Annotated in this window: 21 protein-coding genes; 13 read left to right on the top strand and 8 right to left on the bottom strand. The window is 29.2% G+C overall.

Translation table 11 applies throughout. The features are described 5' to 3' along the window. Window positions 1-409: 409 nt before the first annotated feature. Both OW730_RS23150 and OW730_RS23145 read right to left on the bottom strand, forming a co-directional pair. Complete coding sequence (locus OW730_RS23150) at window positions 410-1741, bottom strand: TldD/PmbA family protein (RefSeq protein ID WP_271226416.1); 1332 nt, start codon at window positions 1739-1741, stop codon at window positions 410-412. Further along, window positions 1731-3179 (bottom strand): TldD/PmbA family protein, encoded by a 1449-nt coding sequence (locus OW730_RS23145; RefSeq protein ID WP_271226415.1) that lies wholly within the window; start codon window positions 3177-3179, stop codon window positions 1731-1733. The genes OW730_RS23150 and OW730_RS23145 overlap by 11 nt, the downstream gene beginning before the upstream one ends. Window positions 3180-3441: 262 nt before the next feature. Between OW730_RS23145 and OW730_RS23140 the strand changes: the two genes are divergently transcribed. The 8 genes from OW730_RS23140 (at window position 3442) to OW730_RS23105 (ending at window position 8247) form a co-directional block, all read left to right on the top strand. Beyond that, a complete protein-coding gene (locus OW730_RS23140; protein ID WP_271226414.1) occupies window positions 3442-3645 on the top strand; it encodes a hypothetical protein in 204 nt (67 codons plus the stop codon). A gap of 211 nt (window positions 3646-3856) precedes the next feature. Beyond that, entirely contained in the window at window positions 3857-4156 is a 300-nt protein-coding gene (locus tag OW730_RS23135) for a hypothetical protein (RefSeq protein WP_271226413.1), read from the top strand. A gap of 117 nt (window positions 4157-4273) precedes the next feature. Further along, a complete protein-coding gene (locus OW730_RS23130) occupies window positions 4274-4399 on the top strand; it encodes a MerR family transcriptional regulator (protein WP_271226412.1) in 126 nt (41 codons plus the stop codon). Next, window positions 4399-5844 carry an IS200/IS605 family accessory protein TnpB-related protein gene (locus OW730_RS23125; protein WP_271226411.1) on the top strand — a complete coding sequence of 482 codons (1446 nt, stop codon included), beginning with the start codon at window positions 4399-4401 and terminating at the stop codon, window positions 5842-5844. The genes OW730_RS23130 and OW730_RS23125 overlap by 1 nt, the downstream gene beginning before the upstream one ends. A gap of 220 nt (window positions 5845-6064) precedes the next feature. Beyond that, window positions 6065-6994, top strand: coding sequence for a homocysteine S-methyltransferase family protein (locus OW730_RS23120; protein WP_271229619.1), 930 nt, complete (start codon window positions 6065-6067; stop codon window positions 6992-6994). A 147-nt stretch (window positions 6995-7141) separates the two neighbouring features. Next, window positions 7142-7288: a hypothetical protein gene (locus tag OW730_RS23115; protein ID WP_271226410.1), complete on the top strand. Its 147-nt coding sequence runs from the start codon at window positions 7142-7144 to the stop codon at window positions 7286-7288. 36 nt (window positions 7289-7324) lie between these two features. Beyond that, complete coding sequence (locus OW730_RS23110) at window positions 7325-8008, top strand: DUF554 domain-containing protein (protein WP_271226409.1); 684 nt, start codon at window positions 7325-7327, stop codon at window positions 8006-8008. Between the two features lie 26 nt (window positions 8009-8034). Further along, complete coding sequence (locus OW730_RS23105; RefSeq protein WP_271226408.1) at window positions 8035-8247, top strand: hypothetical protein; 213 nt, start codon at window positions 8035-8037, stop codon at window positions 8245-8247. Between the two features lie 158 nt (window positions 8248-8405). Here the strand turns inward: OW730_RS23105 and OW730_RS23100 are convergent, their stop codons facing one another. The 5 genes from OW730_RS23100 to OW730_RS23080 form a co-directional block, all read right to left on the bottom strand. Continuing rightward, window positions 8406-9635, bottom strand: a complete 1230-nt coding sequence (locus tag OW730_RS23100; RefSeq protein ID WP_271226407.1) for a hypothetical protein — start codon at window positions 9633-9635, stop codon at window positions 8406-8408. Window positions 9636-9780: 145 nt separating this feature from the next. Then, entirely contained in the window at window positions 9781-10602 is an 822-nt protein-coding gene (locus OW730_RS23095; protein WP_271226406.1) for an ABC transporter permease, read from the bottom strand. Beyond that, window positions 10574-11356, bottom strand: coding sequence for an ABC transporter ATP-binding protein (locus OW730_RS23090; RefSeq protein ID WP_442945386.1), 783 nt, complete (start codon window positions 11354-11356; stop codon window positions 10574-10576). Before OW730_RS23090 ends, OW730_RS23095 begins: the two co-directional genes overlap by 29 nt. A gap of 217 nt (window positions 11357-11573) precedes the next feature. Beyond that, window positions 11574-12587 carry an ABC transporter substrate-binding protein gene (locus OW730_RS23085; protein ID WP_271226405.1) on the bottom strand — a complete coding sequence of 338 codons (1014 nt, stop codon included), beginning with the start codon at window positions 12585-12587 and terminating at the stop codon, window positions 11574-11576. Window positions 12588-12746: 159 nt separating this feature from the next. Then, entirely contained in the window at window positions 12747-12965 is a 219-nt protein-coding gene (locus tag OW730_RS23080; protein WP_271226404.1) for a hypothetical protein, read from the bottom strand. 452 nt (window positions 12966-13417) lie between these two features. Here OW730_RS23080 and OW730_RS23075 point away from each other — a divergent pair, with 452 nt between their 5' ends. After that, complete coding sequence (locus tag OW730_RS23075) at window positions 13418-14812, top strand: hypothetical protein (RefSeq protein ID WP_271226403.1); 1395 nt, start codon at window positions 13418-13420, stop codon at window positions 14810-14812. Window positions 14813-14824: 12 nt separating this feature from the next. Further along, window positions 14825-16165, top strand: coding sequence for a DUF1963 domain-containing protein (locus OW730_RS23070; protein WP_271226402.1), 1341 nt, complete (start codon window positions 14825-14827; stop codon window positions 16163-16165). 57 nt (window positions 16166-16222) lie between these two features. Here OW730_RS23070 and OW730_RS23065 read toward each other — a convergent pair whose 3' ends face one another. Continuing rightward, window positions 16223-17326: a GerAB/ArcD/ProY family transporter gene (locus OW730_RS23065; RefSeq protein ID WP_271226401.1), complete on the bottom strand. Its 1104-nt coding sequence runs from the start codon at window positions 17324-17326 to the stop codon at window positions 16223-16225. Window positions 17327-17515: 189 nt separating this feature from the next. Between OW730_RS23065 and OW730_RS23060 the strand changes: the two genes are divergently transcribed. The 3 genes from OW730_RS23060 (at window position 17516) to OW730_RS23050 (ending at window position 20383) form a co-directional block, all read left to right on the top strand. Further along, window positions 17516-18616, top strand: a complete 1101-nt coding sequence (locus tag OW730_RS23060) for a hypothetical protein (protein ID WP_271226400.1) — start codon at window positions 17516-17518, stop codon at window positions 18614-18616. A 12-nt stretch (window positions 18617-18628) separates the two neighbouring features. Then, window positions 18629-19744 carry a hypothetical protein gene (locus OW730_RS23055; protein WP_271226399.1) on the top strand — a complete coding sequence of 372 codons (1116 nt, stop codon included), beginning with the start codon at window positions 18629-18631 and terminating at the stop codon, window positions 19742-19744. A gap of 90 nt (window positions 19745-19834) precedes the next feature. Continuing rightward, window positions 19835-20383 carry a hypothetical protein gene (locus OW730_RS23050; protein WP_271226398.1) on the top strand — a complete coding sequence of 183 codons (549 nt, stop codon included), beginning with the start codon at window positions 19835-19837 and terminating at the stop codon, window positions 20381-20383. Window positions 20384-20481 lie beyond the last annotated feature (98 nt).

The raw sequence follows: 20481 nt of genomic DNA, 5'->3' as shown, positions 1-20481 counted from the left end.
TAATAAATTGCCTCATTATTTAGTTAGTAATTAATATATAAACTTTAAGATAAAAAAAACTGATGTTTTCAATACAAGGTTTATATTTAATTAACAATTAATCTAAATATTTAAAATCCATAGCTTAGTACACATTTCTGATTCATACCTCCTGATAGTTTTATAGATGCATAAAAATTAAACACCTATGAATATATTTCTAATTACATTATATGTGTGTTTCAAATTTTTGTCAAACATGAAAATCTGTGGACAAGTCGCTAAGTTGGGGACGGTTCATTAAAATATTGAAAAACAAGAAAAACAATCAAGGGGACGGTTCATAAGAATTATTAAAAGCTTGCACACTCCAAAATAAAATGTGGAGTGTGCAAGATTAGTAAATAATTTATGAACCGTCCCCGGTTTGTTAACTAGTTTTACCAGTAATGTGGAAGTTGTTAACCTTTATTCCAGGAAGAACGAAGTTTCCAAAGTAACTTTTCACAGGAAGTGTTTCAGTAGTTATTGCTTCAATATTATTGAAAACATTAGGGATGCTGTCGGTGAATCTCATATTCTTAACTGGACATTTAATTTTACCATCTTCAATTAAGAATAAACCATCTCTAGTTAACCCAGTCATTAATCCTTCAATAGGATTAACAATGTTTGTATAATTGAATCTTGTTACAAGAAGTCCTCGTTTAGTTGATTTTATCATCTCATCTATTGAAGAATCTCCACCAGCCATAACAATATTAAGAGGGAAACCTCCTTGGCCTTCATATCCTACTGAGTGACCAGTATTTTCTTTATTCATAAGAGCAGCACATTTGGAATCATAAGGCAACTCTTTTAATATACCATTTTCAATAATATTTAACTTGCTGCGCTCAAAACCTTCAAAGTCAAAAGGAAGAGAAGAAACATATTTGTTTGTCCAATCATCTGATATTGAAATATTATCTCCAAATACTTTCTCCCCAACTTTATCCTTCAAGAAGCTTATTCCATCTAAAATAGCTTTTGAACCAAGTCCTAAATAACCCATGTAGAATAAGAAATCTATAACAGCATGAGGAGGCATTATTATATCATAATGACCAGGCTCGATAGTAATAGCATCAATACCATCTTGAGCTGTTTTGTAAGCTTTTTCAGTTAGTGCTTTTATATTGATTTCACTGCTGTCATTAACACATAATTCTGCAAAGCCTGACGCATTATCCTTATGAGTAACAACAATATTATAAGTAATTGAATTTGTACGAGCGTAACGCTTAATTCCATTAGTATTCATTATCATCATGCAAGTCTTATCTAATGTAAGTGATCCAGCTGCTGTGAAATCCTCATGAATCATTGCAAGTGCATCCTTAATTATGTCAGCTCTATTTTCTATAGAGAAATCTTCATCAAGTTGAGGGTTATAAGTATCATTTTCTATATTTTCAGGAGTGTTTACTTCTGGATACTCAAAATCCCCTTCAGGAAGGAATTCTAGTTTTTCTTCAGCAGCATGAAGTGCTTCAATTAAAGAATCCTCATCTATAACATTTGTAGTAATGGTTGATACTTTTTTTCCATTAAGAATAGTGAATGAAACAGCATCATCACTTTTAACTACATTTTGATGTATTTCAGAATTTGCAAATCTAGTAAGTCCTTCTTCTTGACTCGTAAGGGTAAGAACTGTATGATACTTAGCTTTTGAAAGAACTTTTTCAAACAATCTATAAGCAAAATCTTTATTTAACATCCTTAACACCTACCTTTACATTTCTAAATCTTGCTGGTGCAGTACCATGGGCAACGTGAGCAACTTGCATTGGTTCACCTTTTCCACAGTTAGGAGTTCCATACACATTCCAGTATTTTTCGTTACAAACTCCATCACAGCTGCCCCAAAATTCAGGAGTTATACCTGTGTATAGAGGGTTTTTGAATACCTTACCAGTAAACTCACCATCTTTGATTTCATAAGCTATCTCTGTTGCAAACTGGAAGTTAAGTCTTTTATCATCGATACTCCAACTTTTGTTAGTATCTAGATAGAAACCATAATCTATGCCGTTTATTAGTTCATCTAATTCAAAATCACCTGGCATAAGGTTAATATTTGTCATTCTCACTATAGGGATGTTGCTCCAACCGTCAGCTCTATTTGTACCGTTAGATTTCATATCTAATTTAGCGGCAGTATCTCTTGAGGAAATTAGATTCTTAAGGATTCCTTTATCTATGATTACAGTATTTTGAGCTTCTACACCATCATCATCATATCCAAAAGTACCTAGACCACCAGGAATAGTTGCATCAGCTACAACAGTTACATGTTCAGAACCATATTTGAAGCCTTCAAGCATCATATCAGTAGTAACAAAACTCATACCGGCAAATGCTGCTTCTGATCCAAAAACTCTATCAAGTTCAATAGGATGTCCAATACTCTCATGAACTTGCAGTCCTAACTGATTTCCACCGATTATAATATCATATACACCGCTTGGACATTCTTCAGCTTCAGCTAATTGAACAGCTTCCATTCCAATCTTCTCACCATGTCCAACAAGGTCAAGATCAAGTACATATTCATAACCAGCAGTACCATGGTTACCTCTAAAAGAATTAGGATAACTTCTTATTTGCATATCACCATCTTTTGCTGCAGTTGCAACAATTCCACCACCAGCTTCAAATAATGTTTGAGTTATATAACTGCCTTCTGTATCAGCGTAAATCTTTTCTTGCTTCTGAAAATCCATTGAACCTTCTGTTTTAACAAGTTCAGCGGATTTTCTCATTTCTCTTTCAGCAGATAATAGATGTTCTATTTTTTCATTTAAAGGAACTGTAAATGGATCAGTCTCAATTGGTGTAGAATAATGATCATGAACAATATTTTTAGGAGACAGTTTAATTTCTTCACGTTGCAATTTATTACTTGCCTTAGCGATTCTAAGTGCATTTTCACAAGCAGAATGAAGATCATCCAAATTACGTGTACTTGCAAAGCCTAAAGAACCTTTATATATTACTCTTACTCCAAAGCCTTTGTTTCTAGCATTAGTTATTGAACTAACATTAAGATTTTCAGTAGAGATTCTTTCAGTAGTAGTATCTACAAAACGAATATCTCCATAGTCAACACTACAGCTCTTAAGATATTCAATCTCTTTTAAAATTAAATTCTTCAAAAATCATACCCCCCTGATAATTAGCTTTTATTATTTCAATTTAAACAGTGATACTTAGAAAGTCTAAATATATATAAATTATATCAGTTTTAATGGAGAAAGAGTATGAATTTTCTGAAAATATATGTAAATAAAATAATAAAAATATAAATTTTCGTGAAAAATATTAAAATGTAGAGATTTTCTATAATAAGGTGTTTGATTATGCCTCAAATGAAAGGTAGGAGTAGAGATGGTTTTTTTCTTTTATTTAGGGTTAGTTATGGTAGTTTATTTTGAATACTATAAGGAGGAGAGAATTACTTCTAACACTATAACAGCCATTGTATTTGCTATATTACTTGCAATAGGAGAATTTGGCTTTTTATCTACCGATATTGCATTAAAGAATGTTATAAGAGCAGCTACATTAGTATATATTCTAATTAATATATTTGTGGTATCGGTAGAGAAAAAAAGAATATAGATGAAAAAATAAAGAATAGAGAAGAAAGAATAAAGAATAAAGAAGAAATGATGATACCATTCAGCATAGAAGAATGCTTTTAATTATAATTGAAAACATATTAAAATGACATTTGAATTAGAAATTTGATGTAGAGAACCCAATTTTATGACTATATATATACCCTGTGATATAATATTTATATTAATATTATTGATATGGAGGAAGGGTTATGAGTATAGACAAGGTTGATAAAATTAATAAAATTATTGTAGGAATCGTTTTATTATCAAATATTGCAGCAGTATTCTTTTTACCAGATAAGGTTGGAATACACATGAGTAGAGGTCATTTTGACAGTTATGTTTCTAAATATATATTCCTTTTCTTAACACCAGCAGTTACACTTATAATCACACTATATACAAAGATGTCTGAGAAGGGTATATATATTAAGGGATTGTTTGCAAATATAATAATTTTTGTGGTGAATTTCTTGTTTATATATTTAAACTTAAGAGGAATGGCGTAAAGAATATCGGAGGTAACAGCAGCTGTAAAAATAATAACAAATCATAATTATTGATAATGAATAAAATTAATAATAATTTCGCGAACGGATATACTTATTTTAGAGGTGATAATGAATATGGCTAAATTGATAAGTATGTCAGAAGTATGTAAATTTACAGAGGTTACCATAATGACACTTAAAGTATGGGACAATGAAGGAACGCTTAAAGCAAAATATATGACAGCAGGTGCAAGAGAATAATGAAAATAACAATGAAAGCAATGCTGATAAATTTGAATGATGAACAAAAATCAATAATTGATAATATGATGGTAGTCTTTTGTACAGCTATAAGATTTTCATTTAATAGATTAATAGAAGGGCAAATTAAAAAAGGTGAATTAGAAAAAATAGTTGCTAAAAAATATAATCTTAACATACGTCAAGCTAAAGATGCTGTTGAAAATGCAAGACAAATAATAACTTCTCAGAAAGAATTGTTGAAAGATAATATAAATAATTATAAATCTAAAATAAGAATTATTGAAATGAAATTAAAGAATGAGAAATTATCTAAAAAGAAAAGAAATGCTTTATTGAGTAAACTAGATAAAAGGAAAAGAAGATTAGCTTATTTCCAATCATTTGCAGATAAAAATACTATTCCACCAGTTGTTTTCGGTGGCAAAGAAATATTTTTGAGAAGATGTAAAGGATTAATAACAAATCAAGAGTGGAAGCAGTGTAGAAATAACAGATTCTATTCAAGAGGAGATAAAACTAAAAAAGGAAATCCAAATTTAAGAGTAATTATTAATAATGGACAAAGTTTTTTAGAAATTTCAACATTAGAAAAGGTCAAGAATAATAGAGCAATAAAGATTCAAGTACCAATATATTTACCACAAAAATTATCAAAGAAAACAGGGAAAGTTAATGGCAATAATTATAGAGGAATGTTTTTAAAGCATTTACAAACTAGTGAAGCTTATCAAGTTGAGATAATAAAAAGAAATGGCAAATATTACGCTCACATTACTTTTGAATTGCCAAAAGTGGACATTGTTCATACAGGTCATAATGGAATTATAGGAATTGATACCAATCCAGATGGTTTTGCTTTAACTATGATAAATAATAGAGGGAATTATAAGTGGGACACATATTTAAAACAAGGTGAATTGCAATATGCCAGAAGTAATAGACGTGAAAATCTTTGTGGAGAACTTGCTAAGGAAGTTATTTTAATTGCTAAAACTTATGGATGTGGAATTGCTGTAGAGGACTTGAAGTTTAAAAACGACAAAGATGTTAATAGTAAGTTTTCAAGAGTTAAACATCAATTCATTTATAGCAAACTTATAAAAATGCTTGAATCAGCTTGTATTAGAGAAGGAGTTGAAATAGTTAAAGTTAAGCCTCAATTTACAAGTAAAATAGGATTGTATAAATATTGTCATCAATATGGAATGGAAGTTCATAATGGAGCAGGAATGGTAATTGCAAGACGTAGTTATGGATTTAAAGAAAGAGTTTCTAAGATATTAATCGACAAATTAGTTGATGATAAAGATAAGTTTAACAAGAAAAATGAATGGAGTAAATGGTCAGAAATAAGAAAAAATATTAAAAGAAAGGTAGGTGACAAGCCTGATTTATGGATAGTAAATAGGAAAAAATCATTAGGATTAGCAAGTTATAATTAACTTTAATATAGATTAAAACTGCCAAAGTACACCTAGTAGGAAAGGCTTTGGTGGATAAATAATATTAGGGGCTGAGTAACACTCGCAATTCTGTTGTACTTTATGTGGAGATAGTAACATTGCTTATTATTGAAATATGAAGGCTATGTGGAATTTTAGTATAACGGTACTAACCTAAGTAGTTGAATCCTGCGACACTACCACCTTATTGTTGTATAAGGTGAAAAATCATATAGATAGTATTAAGTTACTATTTGTTATGGTTTTAGAAATCAGGAAGATTATGAGTAATATACTTGACTTTATAAAAAATAGAGTGGTTTTTTTTGATGGTGCAATGGGAACTGAAATTGATAGAAGAGGTTTGGACATAAGCAAAGGTGTTATGGAATATAATATAAACAACAGAAAACTAATAAAAAAGATACATGAGGATTATTTAGATGCTGGTGCTGATATTATCACAGCTAATACACTCACTGCAAATGAGCTATACTTAAAAGATAGTATATACACTTCTAAAGAAATAATAGAGGAAGCTATAAATATTGCAAAAGAATCTGTGGAAGGAATGCAGAATAAATTTATAGCTCAAGTTGTTGGACCTGCGGGATATCTTATAAAAGATAATGAACAAGATAAAGAAAAAATATTATATGATTTATATAAGAATCAAGTTGAAATTGGTGAGAACTCTAATGTTGATGTTATTTTGATAGAAACTATGTACTCTTTAAAAGAAGCTGAAATAGCTATTAAAGCTGTAAAAGAAAATTTAAATATTCCAATATTCTGTACTGTAGTTCTTAATGATAAAGGGGAAACCTTTGATGGTAAAGGCGTAAAGGAAATTGTAGAAACACTACATAGAAATGGTGCTGATGCTTTAGGAATTAATTGTACTTCAGTTAGTGATGAGCTAATGAATGCAGTGGAGGATTTAATGAAGTATTCTCATATTCCTGTTATTGTTCAGCCTAACTTGGGCATACCTAAAGAAGTACAAGGTAAAAAAATTTATAGTGTAGATATTAATGAATATGTGAAGTTCATGTTGGAACTTTATAATAGAGGAGTAAAGATTCTAGGAGGATGTTGTGGAACAACTCCTGAGAGTATGGGTAAGCTTATAGAAAAATTAAGAAGTTAAAAGTGAAAAAATGAATATGTATTAATTAGTTTGGTATTGCTTTTGCAGTACCTTTTATTTTTTTTACTTCTTAAAAATATGTTAAAATAGAAATAAATGTATAAACTTTAAAGGCTAATTAAATATTAGAATAGTAGGAGGGGTTATATGAAAAAGAATTCAGTAGTTGCAGTTGCTTGGGTAGCAACAGGATTGGCAGTTTCGGTGGCTATTTTCGTAACAAAAAGTCCATATCCATTGTTCGGATTATTTATTCCATATGGACTAACTGATTTAAAAAAATTAGAAGATTAGGAAGTAAGAACGTCTTTAACAAGTAGGTGAAATCAATTGATAGGTGTATTTACAAATAGTATTGCAATAGTTTTTGGTGGTATTTTAGGGATTATGATTGGTGACAGGATTAAAGAAGAGTATAGTGAGACAATTCTTAAGGGGTTGGGGATTGCAATTGTGGTTCTAGGTATTCAATCTTCAATAAAAATGGATAACCCTCTATTAATTCTTATAAGTTTAGCACTTGGAGCTTTAATTGGTGAGGTTGTAAATATTGAGGGGAAAATGGAATCACTTTCAGGAAAAGCAGAGAAAAAGCTAGGAGATAAAGGGAAAGGTTTTTCAGCGGGATTTATGACTGCTGCACTAATGTATTGCGCTGGTTCTTTTGCTATTTTAGCATCTATTCAGGCTGGAGCAATGGGAGATAATTCTATATTATATACCAAAGCAGTTCTTGATGGAATTGTTTCAATAATACTAGCCTCAACTCTTGGAATAGGAGTAGTTTTTTCTGCTATACCTGTATTTATTTATCAAGGACTTATAACTTTTTTAGCAAGCAGTTTTGAACCTCTGATGACTCCTGTAATACTTAATGATATTAATAGTGTGGGTGGTATTCTTTTGATATGTATAGGTCTTAAAGTTACAAAAATGCTAGAAGTAAGGGTAGGAAATATGCTGCCAGCATTATTTTTACCAGTTATTTATCATATTATTGTTGGATTGTTATAACAAATCAAGATGTAGGGGGAAATTTTATGAACTCAAAAATAGGAAATGCTTTACTTGGATTTTCAGCATTATCTTTTATTATTGGTGGGGTACAAATAGTTTTGGGACAAACTGAGTATAATTCCATTTTAGTGGGGATGCAGAACTCATATTTATATTTCGTAGTTGCCTTTATTATTTTGGGTATGGCAAAAATAATTGATTTATTAGAAGGAATAAAAACGAAGTTTAATAAATAAAGATAGAATTGGCAATTAAATAAATACATAGAAGAGGATAGATTTTAAAAAAATGAAGATTTCAAAATGATTATCTAAATAATTTTGAAATCTTCATTTTTTATATTAAATATGGTGAATTTAACTTCATTAATTTAAGGACAGAATACAAAATCCTACTAAAACTCAAATAAGATTGTATTCTCACCTGTTTCTATATCATATTTTACAATCATTAGTCCATTTAAAGTGTGTATATTTTCTTTTTGCGCAATATATATTATATTTTCACTATCAAGCCACATGCAATTTGAGTTTATATAATAATTCTTTTTTAAGTGAGATTTTGAATAATCTTTTATGTTAACACCGTATTCTTTGTCTTTACAATAAAACAGTTGTATGTCACAACAACAATTTGTAAAGAATTTATCCATATCTTGTGATACTGAATTTGGAAGATTATAAAATTGAGAAACAGATAATGGCTGAGGGAATGAAGAACTAGTATTTGTTTTAAGGTTGTAAACTAAAGGTTTATTATCATTTTCAAAGATAGCTTTACCATTTTTACATATCATGAAGTTCATTTCCAATCCTATATCTTTTATTTTTTTATAGTTTGAGATGCTACCTTTATAAATGATTCCTTCATTAAGCCAAATTAAATTCTCTCCAATTGTATCAAGTAAAGTACCCACTAATTCTGTTTTTGTCTCTTTATAGCTTTCTTTTTTTGATAAAAGGTATATGTTACTATGACTATCTTGTATAAAAATATCTCCATCATCTTGAATTAATGTGTTTTCAATTTTATATCCACTGTAAGGTACATTTTGAACTTTACTGGTAGCAATATCTACAATCATAAGGTTATCATGCTTTAAAATATAATATTGGGAATTTAGTGCTAGAGGAACGAGAGTTTCTTTTGTTTCTATAGTTAATTCGCTAATATCTTCATCAATTAGCTCTATAAGAAATATAGGCACATCATTAACAGATTTTTCGCCAAACTCAATGTTGATTCCAGTGAGTTTTTCACCATTTGGAGAAATATCAATCATACTTATCATGGAGCCTTGAACGTGATGTAAGTCTAAATTTTTGAGATCTATTATACTGTAGATACTTTCCATATTTTTTTTTGTAGAGTATCCTATAGCATACTTATAGTTATTGAATATTAGCTTATTATCATTGCAGTATATTATATTCCAAGGACCAACCTCCATGGAATTTTTTTTGAAGTCTTCTTTTATTTTTTCATTTGTGTTTTTATAAAGAGATATTTTTTTCTCAAGTTTTTCATTTGAAGACAGTTCCTTATTTTCATTACACCCAATAATTGTAAAACAAATTGTAGCAATAATAAATAATATAAATAATTTTTTTGTACTATGTATCAAATAATCACTCCCTTATATTAAAGATGACTTATAATTTTAGGATAGGAATAGTATATAATATTTGGGAAATAATTACAATAAATTGGGTATAAATTCGACAGGTGACAGTCCCCAGTAGAAAATTCCACAGGTGACTGTCACCATATTAATTATTCTCATGTATTTTAAATTTCTTAGAGAGTATATTTTTTTTAATATAATCAATAATTTTATACATAATAAAAGCTATCAAAGCTAAAATTATTATACTGAGCATTACCATATCAAGCTGAGAAATTTGACCACCATAAACAATCAAGAAACCTAGTCCACTCTTAGCAACTAAAAATTCACCTATGATTACACCGACCCAAGATAAACCTACGTTTAGCTGTAGAGCTGTAAGCAAGGTACTTATATTTGCAGGTATTATTAAGTTAATGAGAATTTGAAACTTTGTTGCACCGAAGGTTTTCATGAGCTTTATTTTATCTTCGTCAACAGTATTGAAGCCATTAAGCATTGTTATTATTGTTATTATTATTGAAATAAGAAGTGCTACAACTAATATTGCTTTAATACCATTACCAACCCAGAAGATTATTATTGGTGCTAAAGCTACTTTTGGAAGAGCATTTAATACTATAATGTATGGTTCTAAAATCTTATTCACCCGTTTGAACCACCATAAAATTGATGCAATTATTGTACCAAGAAGGGTTCCTAATATAAATCCTAAAATTGTTTCACCAGTAGTTATTAAAATATGATGTATTAAATTACCATCTTTATATAATGTGAGGAGAGTTTTAAACATTCTAGATGGAGAACTTGTTAAAAATGGATCTATTATTTTAAGTTGACTAAAAATCTCCCATAGAATAAATATGACAATTAGAATACCAATTCGCCACAGAGTAATTTTTCTCCCTTCTTTCTTTTCTCTATCTAAAAATTCTTTATGAGTTGTTGCTGGCTGATTTTTCATCCTCTAACACCTCCCATATTCTTTCGAAGTAAGAGCCAAACATAGGGGCTTTTCTTCTTTTTAATGGATTCTGATATTCATCAGGAAACTTAATTTCTATTGAGGCCATTATGGTTGCAGGATTTTTTGAAAGAACAAGAACTTTATTACTTAGAGAAATTGCTTCAGGAATATCATGAGTAACTATTATAGCCGTTTTCTTTTCTTCTTTTATTATTTGGTAAACCTCATCTCCAATATTAAGCCTAGTTTGATAATCAAGTGCAGAAAAAGGCTCATCTAATAAAAGGAGTTCAGGGTTTAAAGATAAGGTTCTAATTAAAGCTACTTTTTGTTTCATTCCTCCAGATATTTCATTTGGATAATAAGATTTTTTATCAATTAAATCATATTTATTAAGAAGAGTTTCAATAAATTGAATGTTAGATTTATTGTATTTCTTTTGAATTTTTAAGCCTAAGGTTACATTATCCCAAACTGTTAACCAGGGAAAGAGATGATCCTTTTGAAACATATAAGCAATTTTATTATTGCATTTTGTTATTTCTTCATTATCCAAATAGGTATTTCCGAAAGTTGGATGGAGTAATCCAGCAATGATATTTAATATTGTAGACTTACCACATCCAGATGGACCAACTATAGCAATAAAATCCTGATTTTTAGCTTCAAAAGTAATATCTTTTAAGACCAGATTTTCAGATTCTTTATTAAAAAATATTTTATCTATATTGTTTAGTTTTAATAGATTCAAGTTTTTCACTCCCAGATTATTAATAGGTATAGAGAATCCATAGTATAAATTATGTTATACTGGATTCTCTATATATTAATTAAATAACTTTCAAAATCTTCATATTTATACAATATGCTGGAGAAGTAATTTTGAGACATTTTAAGATTAATCAATGAAAGGAGCATATAAAAAAGGTATGGAATTACAATACGTAATTTCATACCTTGATGGTTGTTTATTCATCTATAACCTTTTCACTATAGCTATTATCAACAATAATATTAAACTCTGGTCTTTGAGGCATTAAATTATTGTCATAGGATTCAATAATATCCATAAGTCTATCAAGTGATTCTTCAGTCATTACTGGGGTATCAGCATAAGCATTAATATCTTTGTAGCTTCTTATAGATTTAGTCAATATTTCCTTATCTATACCTGGAAAGAATGAAGCTATCTTATCAGCAATTTTATCTTCTGAATGTTCTTGAACCCAAAGTTGACCTTTATAAATTGCTCTTGTAAATTTTTCAATGATTTCAGGATTCTTTTCCATATATGATTTAGTAGCAAAGTAGCATGTATATGGTATTGGTCCTGCACTATCTCCAATTGATGCAACAATATGTCCAGAACCATCTTCAACTAGAGTAGTAGCGGTTGGTTCAAATAATGTTACATATTCTCCTGTTCCACTTTTAAAAGCACCAGCAGTAGCAGTAAAAGCTATGTTTGTTATGATTTCTAAATCCTCTTTAGGATCTAATCCGTTTTTCTTTAATACATACTCAAATGTCATTTCAGGTACTCCACCAGGACGTCCACCTATAACAGTTTTCCCTTTTAAAGATTTCCAGTCAAAATTCTTTTCTTCTTTATTACCAACTAGGAATGAACCATCTCTTTGAGTTAATTGAGCAAATACTATAGGATAATCATCTCTTCCCTGATTGTAAATGTAGATTATTTGCTCAGGTCCACTAAATCCTATATCAGCATTCCCGCTTAGTACTTGTTGCATTGTTTTGTCTGCTCCCTGTCCAGTAGATAAATCAATTTCAATACCTTCTTCTTCAAAGAAACCTTCATTTATTGCAACATACATAGGAGCATAGAAAAGAGAACGTACAACTTCATTTAATCTAACAGTAACTAGCTTATCATCTTTGTTCTTTTTACAACCGCTTAGTGATAAAGTGAATAGCATGATAACTGCAAATAGAGCGATAACCTTTTTAAAATTTTTCATATAGTCCAGTAAACTGGATACACCTCCGAATTCGAATTCATATATTATCATATGAAATGAGGGGGAATTTTGATAATAACAATTAAATTTATAAAATATAAGTTGAAGTTTAAAAGGACAAGGTCTAATAATAGACGCTTGTCCTTTTTATAAGAATAATTATTTTGTAGCACCGCAGCTGCACTCATAATAAGTTACATAATAATATCCGTAATCTGGATCATTATATCTAATCGTGTGCTTTTTATAGTTGTGGACATGACCACTTCCGCCACCTTCACCTGCATCATCTTGTGCCACAGCATTTGCAACTGGAACCATTGCCACCATTAATGATAAAAATAATCCACCTAAAACTTTTTTGAAATTTTTCTTCATAACTTTTCCCTCCAATTAATAACAAATTTAGATATAAATATATATTTATATATTTATTATACTAAAATAGAAGAAAAAGTAAATAAATATATCTAAAATGTAAGAAATATAACACAAATGTAAGAAAAAGGATTTAATACACCTTTGAAATATTACATTTATTAGTGGTTAATTATTTACTGTTATAAGGTAAAAAGAATACTAATGTTACAAAAATTAAGTGGGGAAGAGGTTAAGTTAAATATTTTAAGCAGAATTAATTACATATTAATGTTGGATACTATAATATGTAAAATAAAAATTGAGTATTAGAAGGTTGTCTTTTTACTTAATTTTGCTGTAATTGATTGTAATAATGTAACTTAAAATATTTAACAAATATAGGGGGAATTTAAAATGGTAAATCATGCTATAATAGTAAAGTAATTCAGTAAAAGATAAGGGATGATGAAATGATTTTAGAACATTATGTAGCAGCTAAAAGAGGAATCAGGAATGTAGAGTATTTTCCTTTAGAGCAGATAAATAGGATGAGTAAAGAATTAAGAATGAAATTCAAAAATAGATATGTTTACAAAGTTGTTTTTTCAAGTGAAAAAGATATTAGTTGGTTTTGGGATTTATTAGAATATGAACTTACAGATGATGAAACAGTGATAGAGATATACTCTTGTTATAAAAACAGTAAAGAAGAATGTGAAGAAGTAATAGTGCTTAATAAGGGGGAGGAGAAGCCTACTTTAGAGCATAATAGATATATTGTATTAGGTAATTTTATCTCAGGTGAAATAATAAACCCAAGAAATGTATTTGAGGGCCAGGATGATAGGATACATATATTAGCCTTAAGTAAAGACAAAGATAATTTATATATGGATTTTATTACAGATTCCAATGAAGAAGTTACATATTGTACACTTGGTAGTGAGAAGATGATTACTACTAGTAAAAATATTTTGAATGAAATAAAGAGAAATCGTAAAGACTTCCACAAAGAGAATTTTAAAATAGAATCTATTCATAATGTGCCAGCAGTTGAAATGAGGATACTGACTATCAATGATATGAGAACCAAAGGTTATTCAAGCAGCTATAAGGTACATTATAAAGAAGAGAGTAAAAATAAAGATATTTATCAAAGGATGTTATTTAAATATTATAATGACCGAAATAGAATTCCACAGAAGTTTATTGATAAAGATTGTTGTATATTAAGAGTGGAGATGGAAAATTTCACAATTAATGAATCTATAATAAGTATAGAACTAAGTCTTAGTGAAAAAAGAGAAAATTATCCTGTTGAAGAATCGTTTACTCTTACTTTAGGAAAATATGATAAGGGAAAGTTTATTGAATATTTTAACCCAATAGATAATGGGAATCATAGGATATATATTGATTCCTTGGAGCTTCAGGATCCTTTTGAAGGTTTAACTGAGGAGTTAAAAATACATATGAGAAAGGTAATAAAAGAGGGGACAAAACTACTTGCAATGACCTATGAAATTCCCCATGAAAATATTCAGCCAACATTTCATTTAAAAACCTTCTTAGATTTGCCAGTTCAAAAAGAAATAAGTAAACTTAATGAAATGAATGATAAGTTTGAACCAATTGCAACTAGTTCTAGAGGGTGGATAATTATGCCATCAAAGCATGAAGGTATAAATGGACATAAGGTAAGAACATCAGTATTAAAGGAAGTTACTGAAATAAGGGAAGAAGAAATGGAAGTTGAATTATTATATATGACTAAAATACCAGAAGAGAAAACTGTTAAATTTATGCTAAATGAAACACCAGTACCTTGTATAAGTAACTTGAATATTCGAAATAAACAGGGATAGAGGTAATATAATATGAAGATAAAATTAAATATAGTAATTATCATAATAATATCTTTAATCATGATAGGATGTTCTTCATATGAAAGTAAAGATATAAACAGTAAAGATATAAACAGTAAAGATATGAACAGTATAGGGAAAAAAGAAGATGAGATTACTGAGAAAAAATCAGAGAATATTGAGTTTGAGGGTGAGAAGGAAATGGTATTTAAACAATATGTTCCATTAGTAGAAGATAACAGAATGCATCTTTTATCTGTATTTAGAGAAAATGAAAAAATATATATGGATTTAATCATTAAGCATTATGTAGAAAATAAAACTATTAGTCCAGAAGTTTTCATAAAAGGTTTAAGTATAGATGATATAAAAATAAAAAATTACTCACAATCGTACAAGTATAGTTTTTATAATTATAATATTGACGAGACTGTGTTATTAAAATTTTATAAGGATAAAAATAGAGTGCCAAAAGATTTCATTAATAAAGAGTGTGTTATACAAAGAATTGAAATTAATGATGAATTTAATTTTGATTCTATTAATAATGTTCAGTTTGAAATTCTGTACAAAAAAAACACTGAAGATACAATTAAGTTTTCATTAAAAGAGATTCCAGCAGAGTCTTTTAATGAATGTAAAATAGCGGTTAAGGATGAGCTACTTAAAAGTATAGAAAAGGATTATAAATACATAAGATTCACTCCAGAACAAGTAGGATATTGTCCAAAGCAGTATTATCATAGAGATACAGTTGTAGGATATGAGGAAGTAGATATTCCACTTGGGAAGTCAAGGATTGGTGGTCCAGTGGTTGATCTACCTGAAGATATAAAATATCCAGAAGGGTTGTTTTTCGCAGCTCAGATTAACTTAAGTGAGTTTAAGGACTATTACTTTAATGAGTACTTACCTAAAGAAGGTTTTTTATATGTATTCGTTGGTGGATATGGTGATACTGGTAAAGTCATATATAGTGATTGTGAAGTCAGTGAATTGAAAAGAGTAGTAAAAGAACACGGAGAATGGTTTTACTCAGGTAACTTAATTAAAGATATATATACTGAAGAAGAAAATATAAATGAAAGGTATGATGAAGAATGGGCTCAAGATGGAGAGGAACTTGGATGGGACCCATTTGCAGGGTTTGAAAAATCAAAGTTGTTTGGAATATATACGGACTGTCAAGCAGGAGAGGAAGAATTGAAAGTTCAATTGATGTCAGAAATGATTTTATTAATGCAAATAGGGGAAGATTTTAATGGAGAGGGAATCTTAAGTGTAAGAATCTATGAGGATGATTTAAAGAATCTGGATTTTAGTAAGTGCATTATTCAGTGGAGTCAGTCATAAAGAAAAGGATTTAGCTATTAATACAGAAGAAATATAGTTGCTCTAAGGTAGTGCAAACTATTTTTCCTCTGTATTTATTTGCTTAGTTAGCTGTTTCTTCTTTCTTTCAGCAAAAATCCATATAATAATAGGCAAAACAACTTGAAATGGAAAAGCGTAAGGGGGATATATGTGTAAAGCGAAGTCAACTTTATCCATTATACTATCATGAACATAATGAGAAAAAGAGACTATTAATAATCCAATAGGCATGACTAAAAAATTATAGTCATCGCAACCGAAAAGTTTAGCAAACCCATTACATGCACCTAGAAGACACATAGATACTTTAATAAAACCACCTACTAAAAATGCTCCGGTAAATAGAATTTCTAAATTGGAAGTTAGTGCTCCAATTTCTACAAGGATAGCAGTTGCGTGTGATGGAAAATACATACGCTCTGCAGCAGTAGATCCTAGTACCAGAATATCAGTAATTGAAGAGATAAATAATACGGTTCCTCCTATTAATAACCCTAATAAATAAACTTTAATGAGTGATTTATTTTTTAAGGAGGAAAAAAAAGTGGTGAATATAATTGTTTGAGTAAAAGGAAATATTAATGAGTGAAAAGTACCTTTAATTATAGGTTTTACGCCGTCGTATAGAACTGGGCGGAAATTATTTATATTCATTTTGGGAATTAATAACACGGAAATTACTATTACAGAAGCAATAGCTACTATAACAAAAAGTTCTGCCCATTTCCCAAGGGTTTTAATACCTTCTTTTACTCCCCATATACATAACATACCAATAACAAACATTATAAAAATTTTAGGTGTATTTAGCAATGAAATTACAGAAATAAAATCACCAAAAACTCTCAATACCAATACTCCTAAAAAGAAAGAAAACCATAGAAATAATAGGGAAATTCCTTTCCCAAAGTTTTTTCCGAAAAGAATTTCAAGAATATCAAACAAGTCTTTTCCAGGAAAAAGTACTAGTAGTCTTGCATGAACTAATACGATTGGCATTGCAATTAAAATTGATAGAATAATTGCTATCCATAAATCTCGTCCTGCTCCTCCTCCTGTTGTCAGTACTAAAGAACTTCCCATTATAAATAACACAATAAGAGATATACCTTGTTTATCAGAAAGTCTTTCTTCTTCCATTGTTAATTACTCCTAACTTATAGTAAATTAGCTTATTGTTTAGCGTATAAATTATTAAAGATATATTTTATAGTGTAACCTTATAGGTAAATTTAATTAATAGTTTTTCTGTGCATGTAATAATATTGTAACAATGTATAATAATACTTGTTGTATAATTATAATTGGAAAAGTGTTGGAGGGAATTAAATGAAAAGGATAGAGTTATCAAAGGGGAAGATATTTTTAATAATATGTATATCTTTATTTGTTATTTATATAGGCAATAAGATATACACTAACAAGGTAATCAATAGTATGGAGATACAGATAGGGCGTGTTATAGAACCTGTTATTGAGAGAATTAAATTAAAAACAATTGAAGAAATGCCTAATGGGAAAGTAATAAATAAGCACTATACATTAAAGTTCAATGATGTAGAAATATCTTCGTATAACCAAGAAAATATTAAGAAGGCTTTACATTGTAAGGCTGTTGCAGACTATGTGATTTATGATGAAGAGGGGGAAGAATGGTGTAGTAACAGATTAACTATCCCAGTTGTAAGAAAGAATAAAAAAGAAGAATTCAAAATAGAATGGACTAAGATTAATGACAGAGGATTTAATGAATTTTATGTAAGAGATATAATTCAAGACTATGAACATCAAGAGTATAGCAATTACAAAGAATTTATAAAATCAGCAAGCTCTAAGTATTTGCCCGATGAAGAAGAAAAGTATTCTGAATGCTCAGGTTCTGGGAGACATAATGGGGATGATATTGAGTTTGATGAAAATGGAAATATAATAAAAGTGGAAAAGTTTGAATACATGATGACATGGACAGGCGAACTAGCCACAATGAAAATCCAATGTGAATATAATCTTAAAGAGTTTACAGGAGAAGAAAATGGTGATGGAATTATTATAAATCTTAAGAAAACAGCACGCAGTAAAGATCCATTAGTATTCGTTGAAATTAATAATGTTGAAAAGATAAATTTTTATAAAGATAAAGAAGATGGAACAAAACAAGAGATAATTGAGATTTCAGATAAGGAAAAAATTGAAAAGATATATGATCTTTTTAAAGGATATAAATATGAGTATATAGTAAATGAACAGTATTATGAGCTTCAAAACAATATTATTGAGGATATGCATATTTCCTTTGATATTAAAGGAAGTCCATATTTCTATGTAATTATAAATAAAAATGGTGTATTTGCAAGTAATCAACAATCAATCATATCTCATGAGAAGAGTAGAGAGATATTAGAAAAACTTAAGGAAACTATACAGGAGTAGAGGAGACATAGAATGAGTAAGAATAAAAAAATAAGAAGTGTAGTAATTCTTATAGGATTAATTATTGGAATATATTTTCTGGGAAATAAAATTATTTATCACATGGAAATAAAGAAAATAGAGAAACAAGTAAGTGAATATTTAGCACCAAAGTTTGAAAAGTTTAAGATAATGGTAATAGATGAGAGTGTAGATGATTTGAAGAAAGAAACATTTGTTCAACAATTAAAGGTTAATATTGTGCAATTTAATCCATGGGATGATAAAGAGAATGATATCCTTAAAGAAGGAACTGCAGATATTTATTACAGTGCTTTAGATAGAAATGGAGAAGAATTGTATGATGGTTATGTACAAGTATTTTTAGTGAGGGATAATAGTGAAAGTGAGTTCGGTGTAAAGTGGACTACCATTAAACAAATTAGTAGAGATATTATGAATAAAGCAGTAAATTGTCAGTTGTTTAAATATGAGAAAGTTATATCTGATACAAAAAATAGAAGTAGTTTAGAGGATAAAGAAACTAAAGATAATAGACAGTCATCCTATGACACATGTACTGCTACAGGATCTATTTGGTATGAAGGTGGGGAAGTAACATTTGATTCTAATGGTAATGTTATAGAGAGTAATACATTTAGAATGATCCAGGATATTACAGGAACAAAAGCAGTAATGAAAGTTGTTAGTGAAGATGATCTTATGGAGTTTTCAAAAGTTAAAGACTCACAAGGAATAACCATTTATATTAAGAAAAAAGCACCAATAGGCAATCCGCTTTGGAATGTAACTTTGGAGGAGATTGAATCAATAGATATCTCATATAGTGAAAATGGACCAAAAGATTATTATAAAGAGATTGAAGTTGAAGAAAGAGAAAAAATTCAACAGATATATGAGGTAGTAAATAATATTTCTGTGGATTCAATAACATCTGAGGATATGAACCAATTAAATTATGAAGAAAAGAAATTCGTAAGGGTGAGCTTATACTTAAAAGAGAAAGGTCTTCTAGGATTTCAAATAAATAAAAATGGAATCTTTTTTGATGATTTTATTGGTACTAAATCAAAAGAGCAGGGTGAAGAAGTGCTTAAACTTATTGAGGATATAGTAGGTAAAGAATAGTAGACTATATTTTGCGAGAGAATAAATAAAAGGGAATTATGATATAATTTATTTGTTAACTAAAGAGATTTGAGAATTGAGGGATAAATAATGGAACGAGAAGTGCTAATAAAAATTGCCAGTGAATTAAATAAAAACAAAATAAGGTGGGGAATTGGAGCATCAGTACTTTTACACTTATATGGAATTGTTAAAGAGCCTGATGATATTGATATAATTGTTGAGGAAGAGGATGCACTTAAAGCACACGATATATTTTTAAAGCTTGGAGAATATAATCAACTTCCATACAAAGCTCCTTTTAAAACAAAACATTTTTTAAACTATAAGGTTGGGAATACAATGGTTGATTTAATGGGAGACTTTAAGATAGAAACAGAGGCGGGAATATATAGTATGATATTTGATTCAGAGGCAATAGTAGGAGAGGCGGAGTATCATGGAGCGATAATACCTAAAACTGCCCTTGAAGATTGGTTTGTATTATATCAGTTGATTCCTGGTAGAGAACCAAAGGTTAAGATGATTGAAGAATATCTTATTAAAGATGGTATTAAGCATAAAAACTTGCTTGATAGAGCGATGCAGCAACCATTGCCAGAAAAAGTGGTTAATAGAATAAAGAGTATACTTAAATAAAGAACAATTAAATAGAAGGCGCGTGAAACGCGCCTTTTTTGCTTGAAAAAAATGAGAGTTCCTATAATAAAATAACAACATTGAAACATTAAAACATA

Origin of the sequence: Oceanirhabdus sp. W0125-5, from assembly GCF_027938815.1 — a bacterium.
GTDB lineage: Bacteria > Bacillota > Clostridia > Clostridiales > Clostridiaceae > Oceanirhabdus.
Note: the sequence above shows the minus strand (reverse complement) of the source record. Positions and strands in the feature narration are given on the sequence as shown.

What these genes read in the sequence shown, in the direction of transcription:
- OW730_RS23085 (WP_271226405.1), bottom strand. Translation starts at nt 12,587, where the DNA reads ATGAAAAATTTTAAAAAGGTTATCGCTCTATTTGCAGTTATCATGCTA.
- OW730_RS23135 (WP_271226413.1), top strand. Translation starts at nt 3,857, where the DNA reads ATGAGTATAGACAAGGTTGATAAAATTAATAAAATTATTGTAGGAATC.
- OW730_RS23060 (WP_271226400.1), top strand. Translation starts at nt 17,516, where the DNA reads ATGAAAAGGATAGAGTTATCAAAGGGGAAGATATTTTTAATAATATGT.
- OW730_RS23055 (WP_271226399.1), top strand. Translation starts at nt 18,629, where the DNA reads ATGAGTAAGAATAAAAAAATAAGAAGTGTAGTAATTCTTATAGGATTA.
- OW730_RS23115 (WP_271226410.1), top strand. Translation starts at nt 7,142, where the DNA reads ATGAAAAAGAATTCAGTAGTTGCAGTTGCTTGGGTAGCAACAGGATTG.
- OW730_RS23130 (WP_271226412.1), top strand. Translation starts at nt 4,274, where the DNA reads ATGGCTAAATTGATAAGTATGTCAGAAGTATGTAAATTTACAGAGGTT.
- OW730_RS23065 (WP_271226401.1), bottom strand. Translation starts at nt 17,326, where the DNA reads ATGGAAGAAGAAAGACTTTCTGATAAACAAGGTATATCTCTTATTGTG.
- OW730_RS23095 (WP_271226406.1), bottom strand. Translation starts at nt 10,602, where the DNA reads ATGAAAAATCAGCCAGCAACAACTCATAAAGAATTTTTAGATAGAGAA.
- OW730_RS23150 (WP_271226416.1), bottom strand. Translation starts at nt 1,741, where the DNA reads ATGTTAAATAAAGATTTTGCTTATAGATTGTTTGAAAAAGTTCTTTCA.
- OW730_RS23105 (WP_271226408.1), top strand. Translation starts at nt 8,035, where the DNA reads ATGAACTCAAAAATAGGAAATGCTTTACTTGGATTTTCAGCATTATCT.
- OW730_RS23050 (WP_271226398.1), top strand. Translation starts at nt 19,835, where the DNA reads ATGGAACGAGAAGTGCTAATAAAAATTGCCAGTGAATTAAATAAAAAC.
- OW730_RS23070 (WP_271226402.1), top strand. Translation starts at nt 14,825, where the DNA reads ATGAAGATAAAATTAAATATAGTAATTATCATAATAATATCTTTAATC.
- OW730_RS23125 (WP_271226411.1), top strand. Translation starts at nt 4,399, where the DNA reads ATGAAAATAACAATGAAAGCAATGCTGATAAATTTGAATGATGAACAA.
- OW730_RS23140 (WP_271226414.1), top strand. Translation starts at nt 3,442, where the DNA reads ATGGTAGTTTATTTTGAATACTATAAGGAGGAGAGAATTACTTCTAAC.
- OW730_RS23075 (WP_271226403.1), top strand. Translation starts at nt 13,418, where the DNA reads ATGATTTTAGAACATTATGTAGCAGCTAAAAGAGGAATCAGGAATGTA.
- OW730_RS23080 (WP_271226404.1), bottom strand. Translation starts at nt 12,965, where the DNA reads ATGAAGAAAAATTTCAAAAAAGTTTTAGGTGGATTATTTTTATCATTA.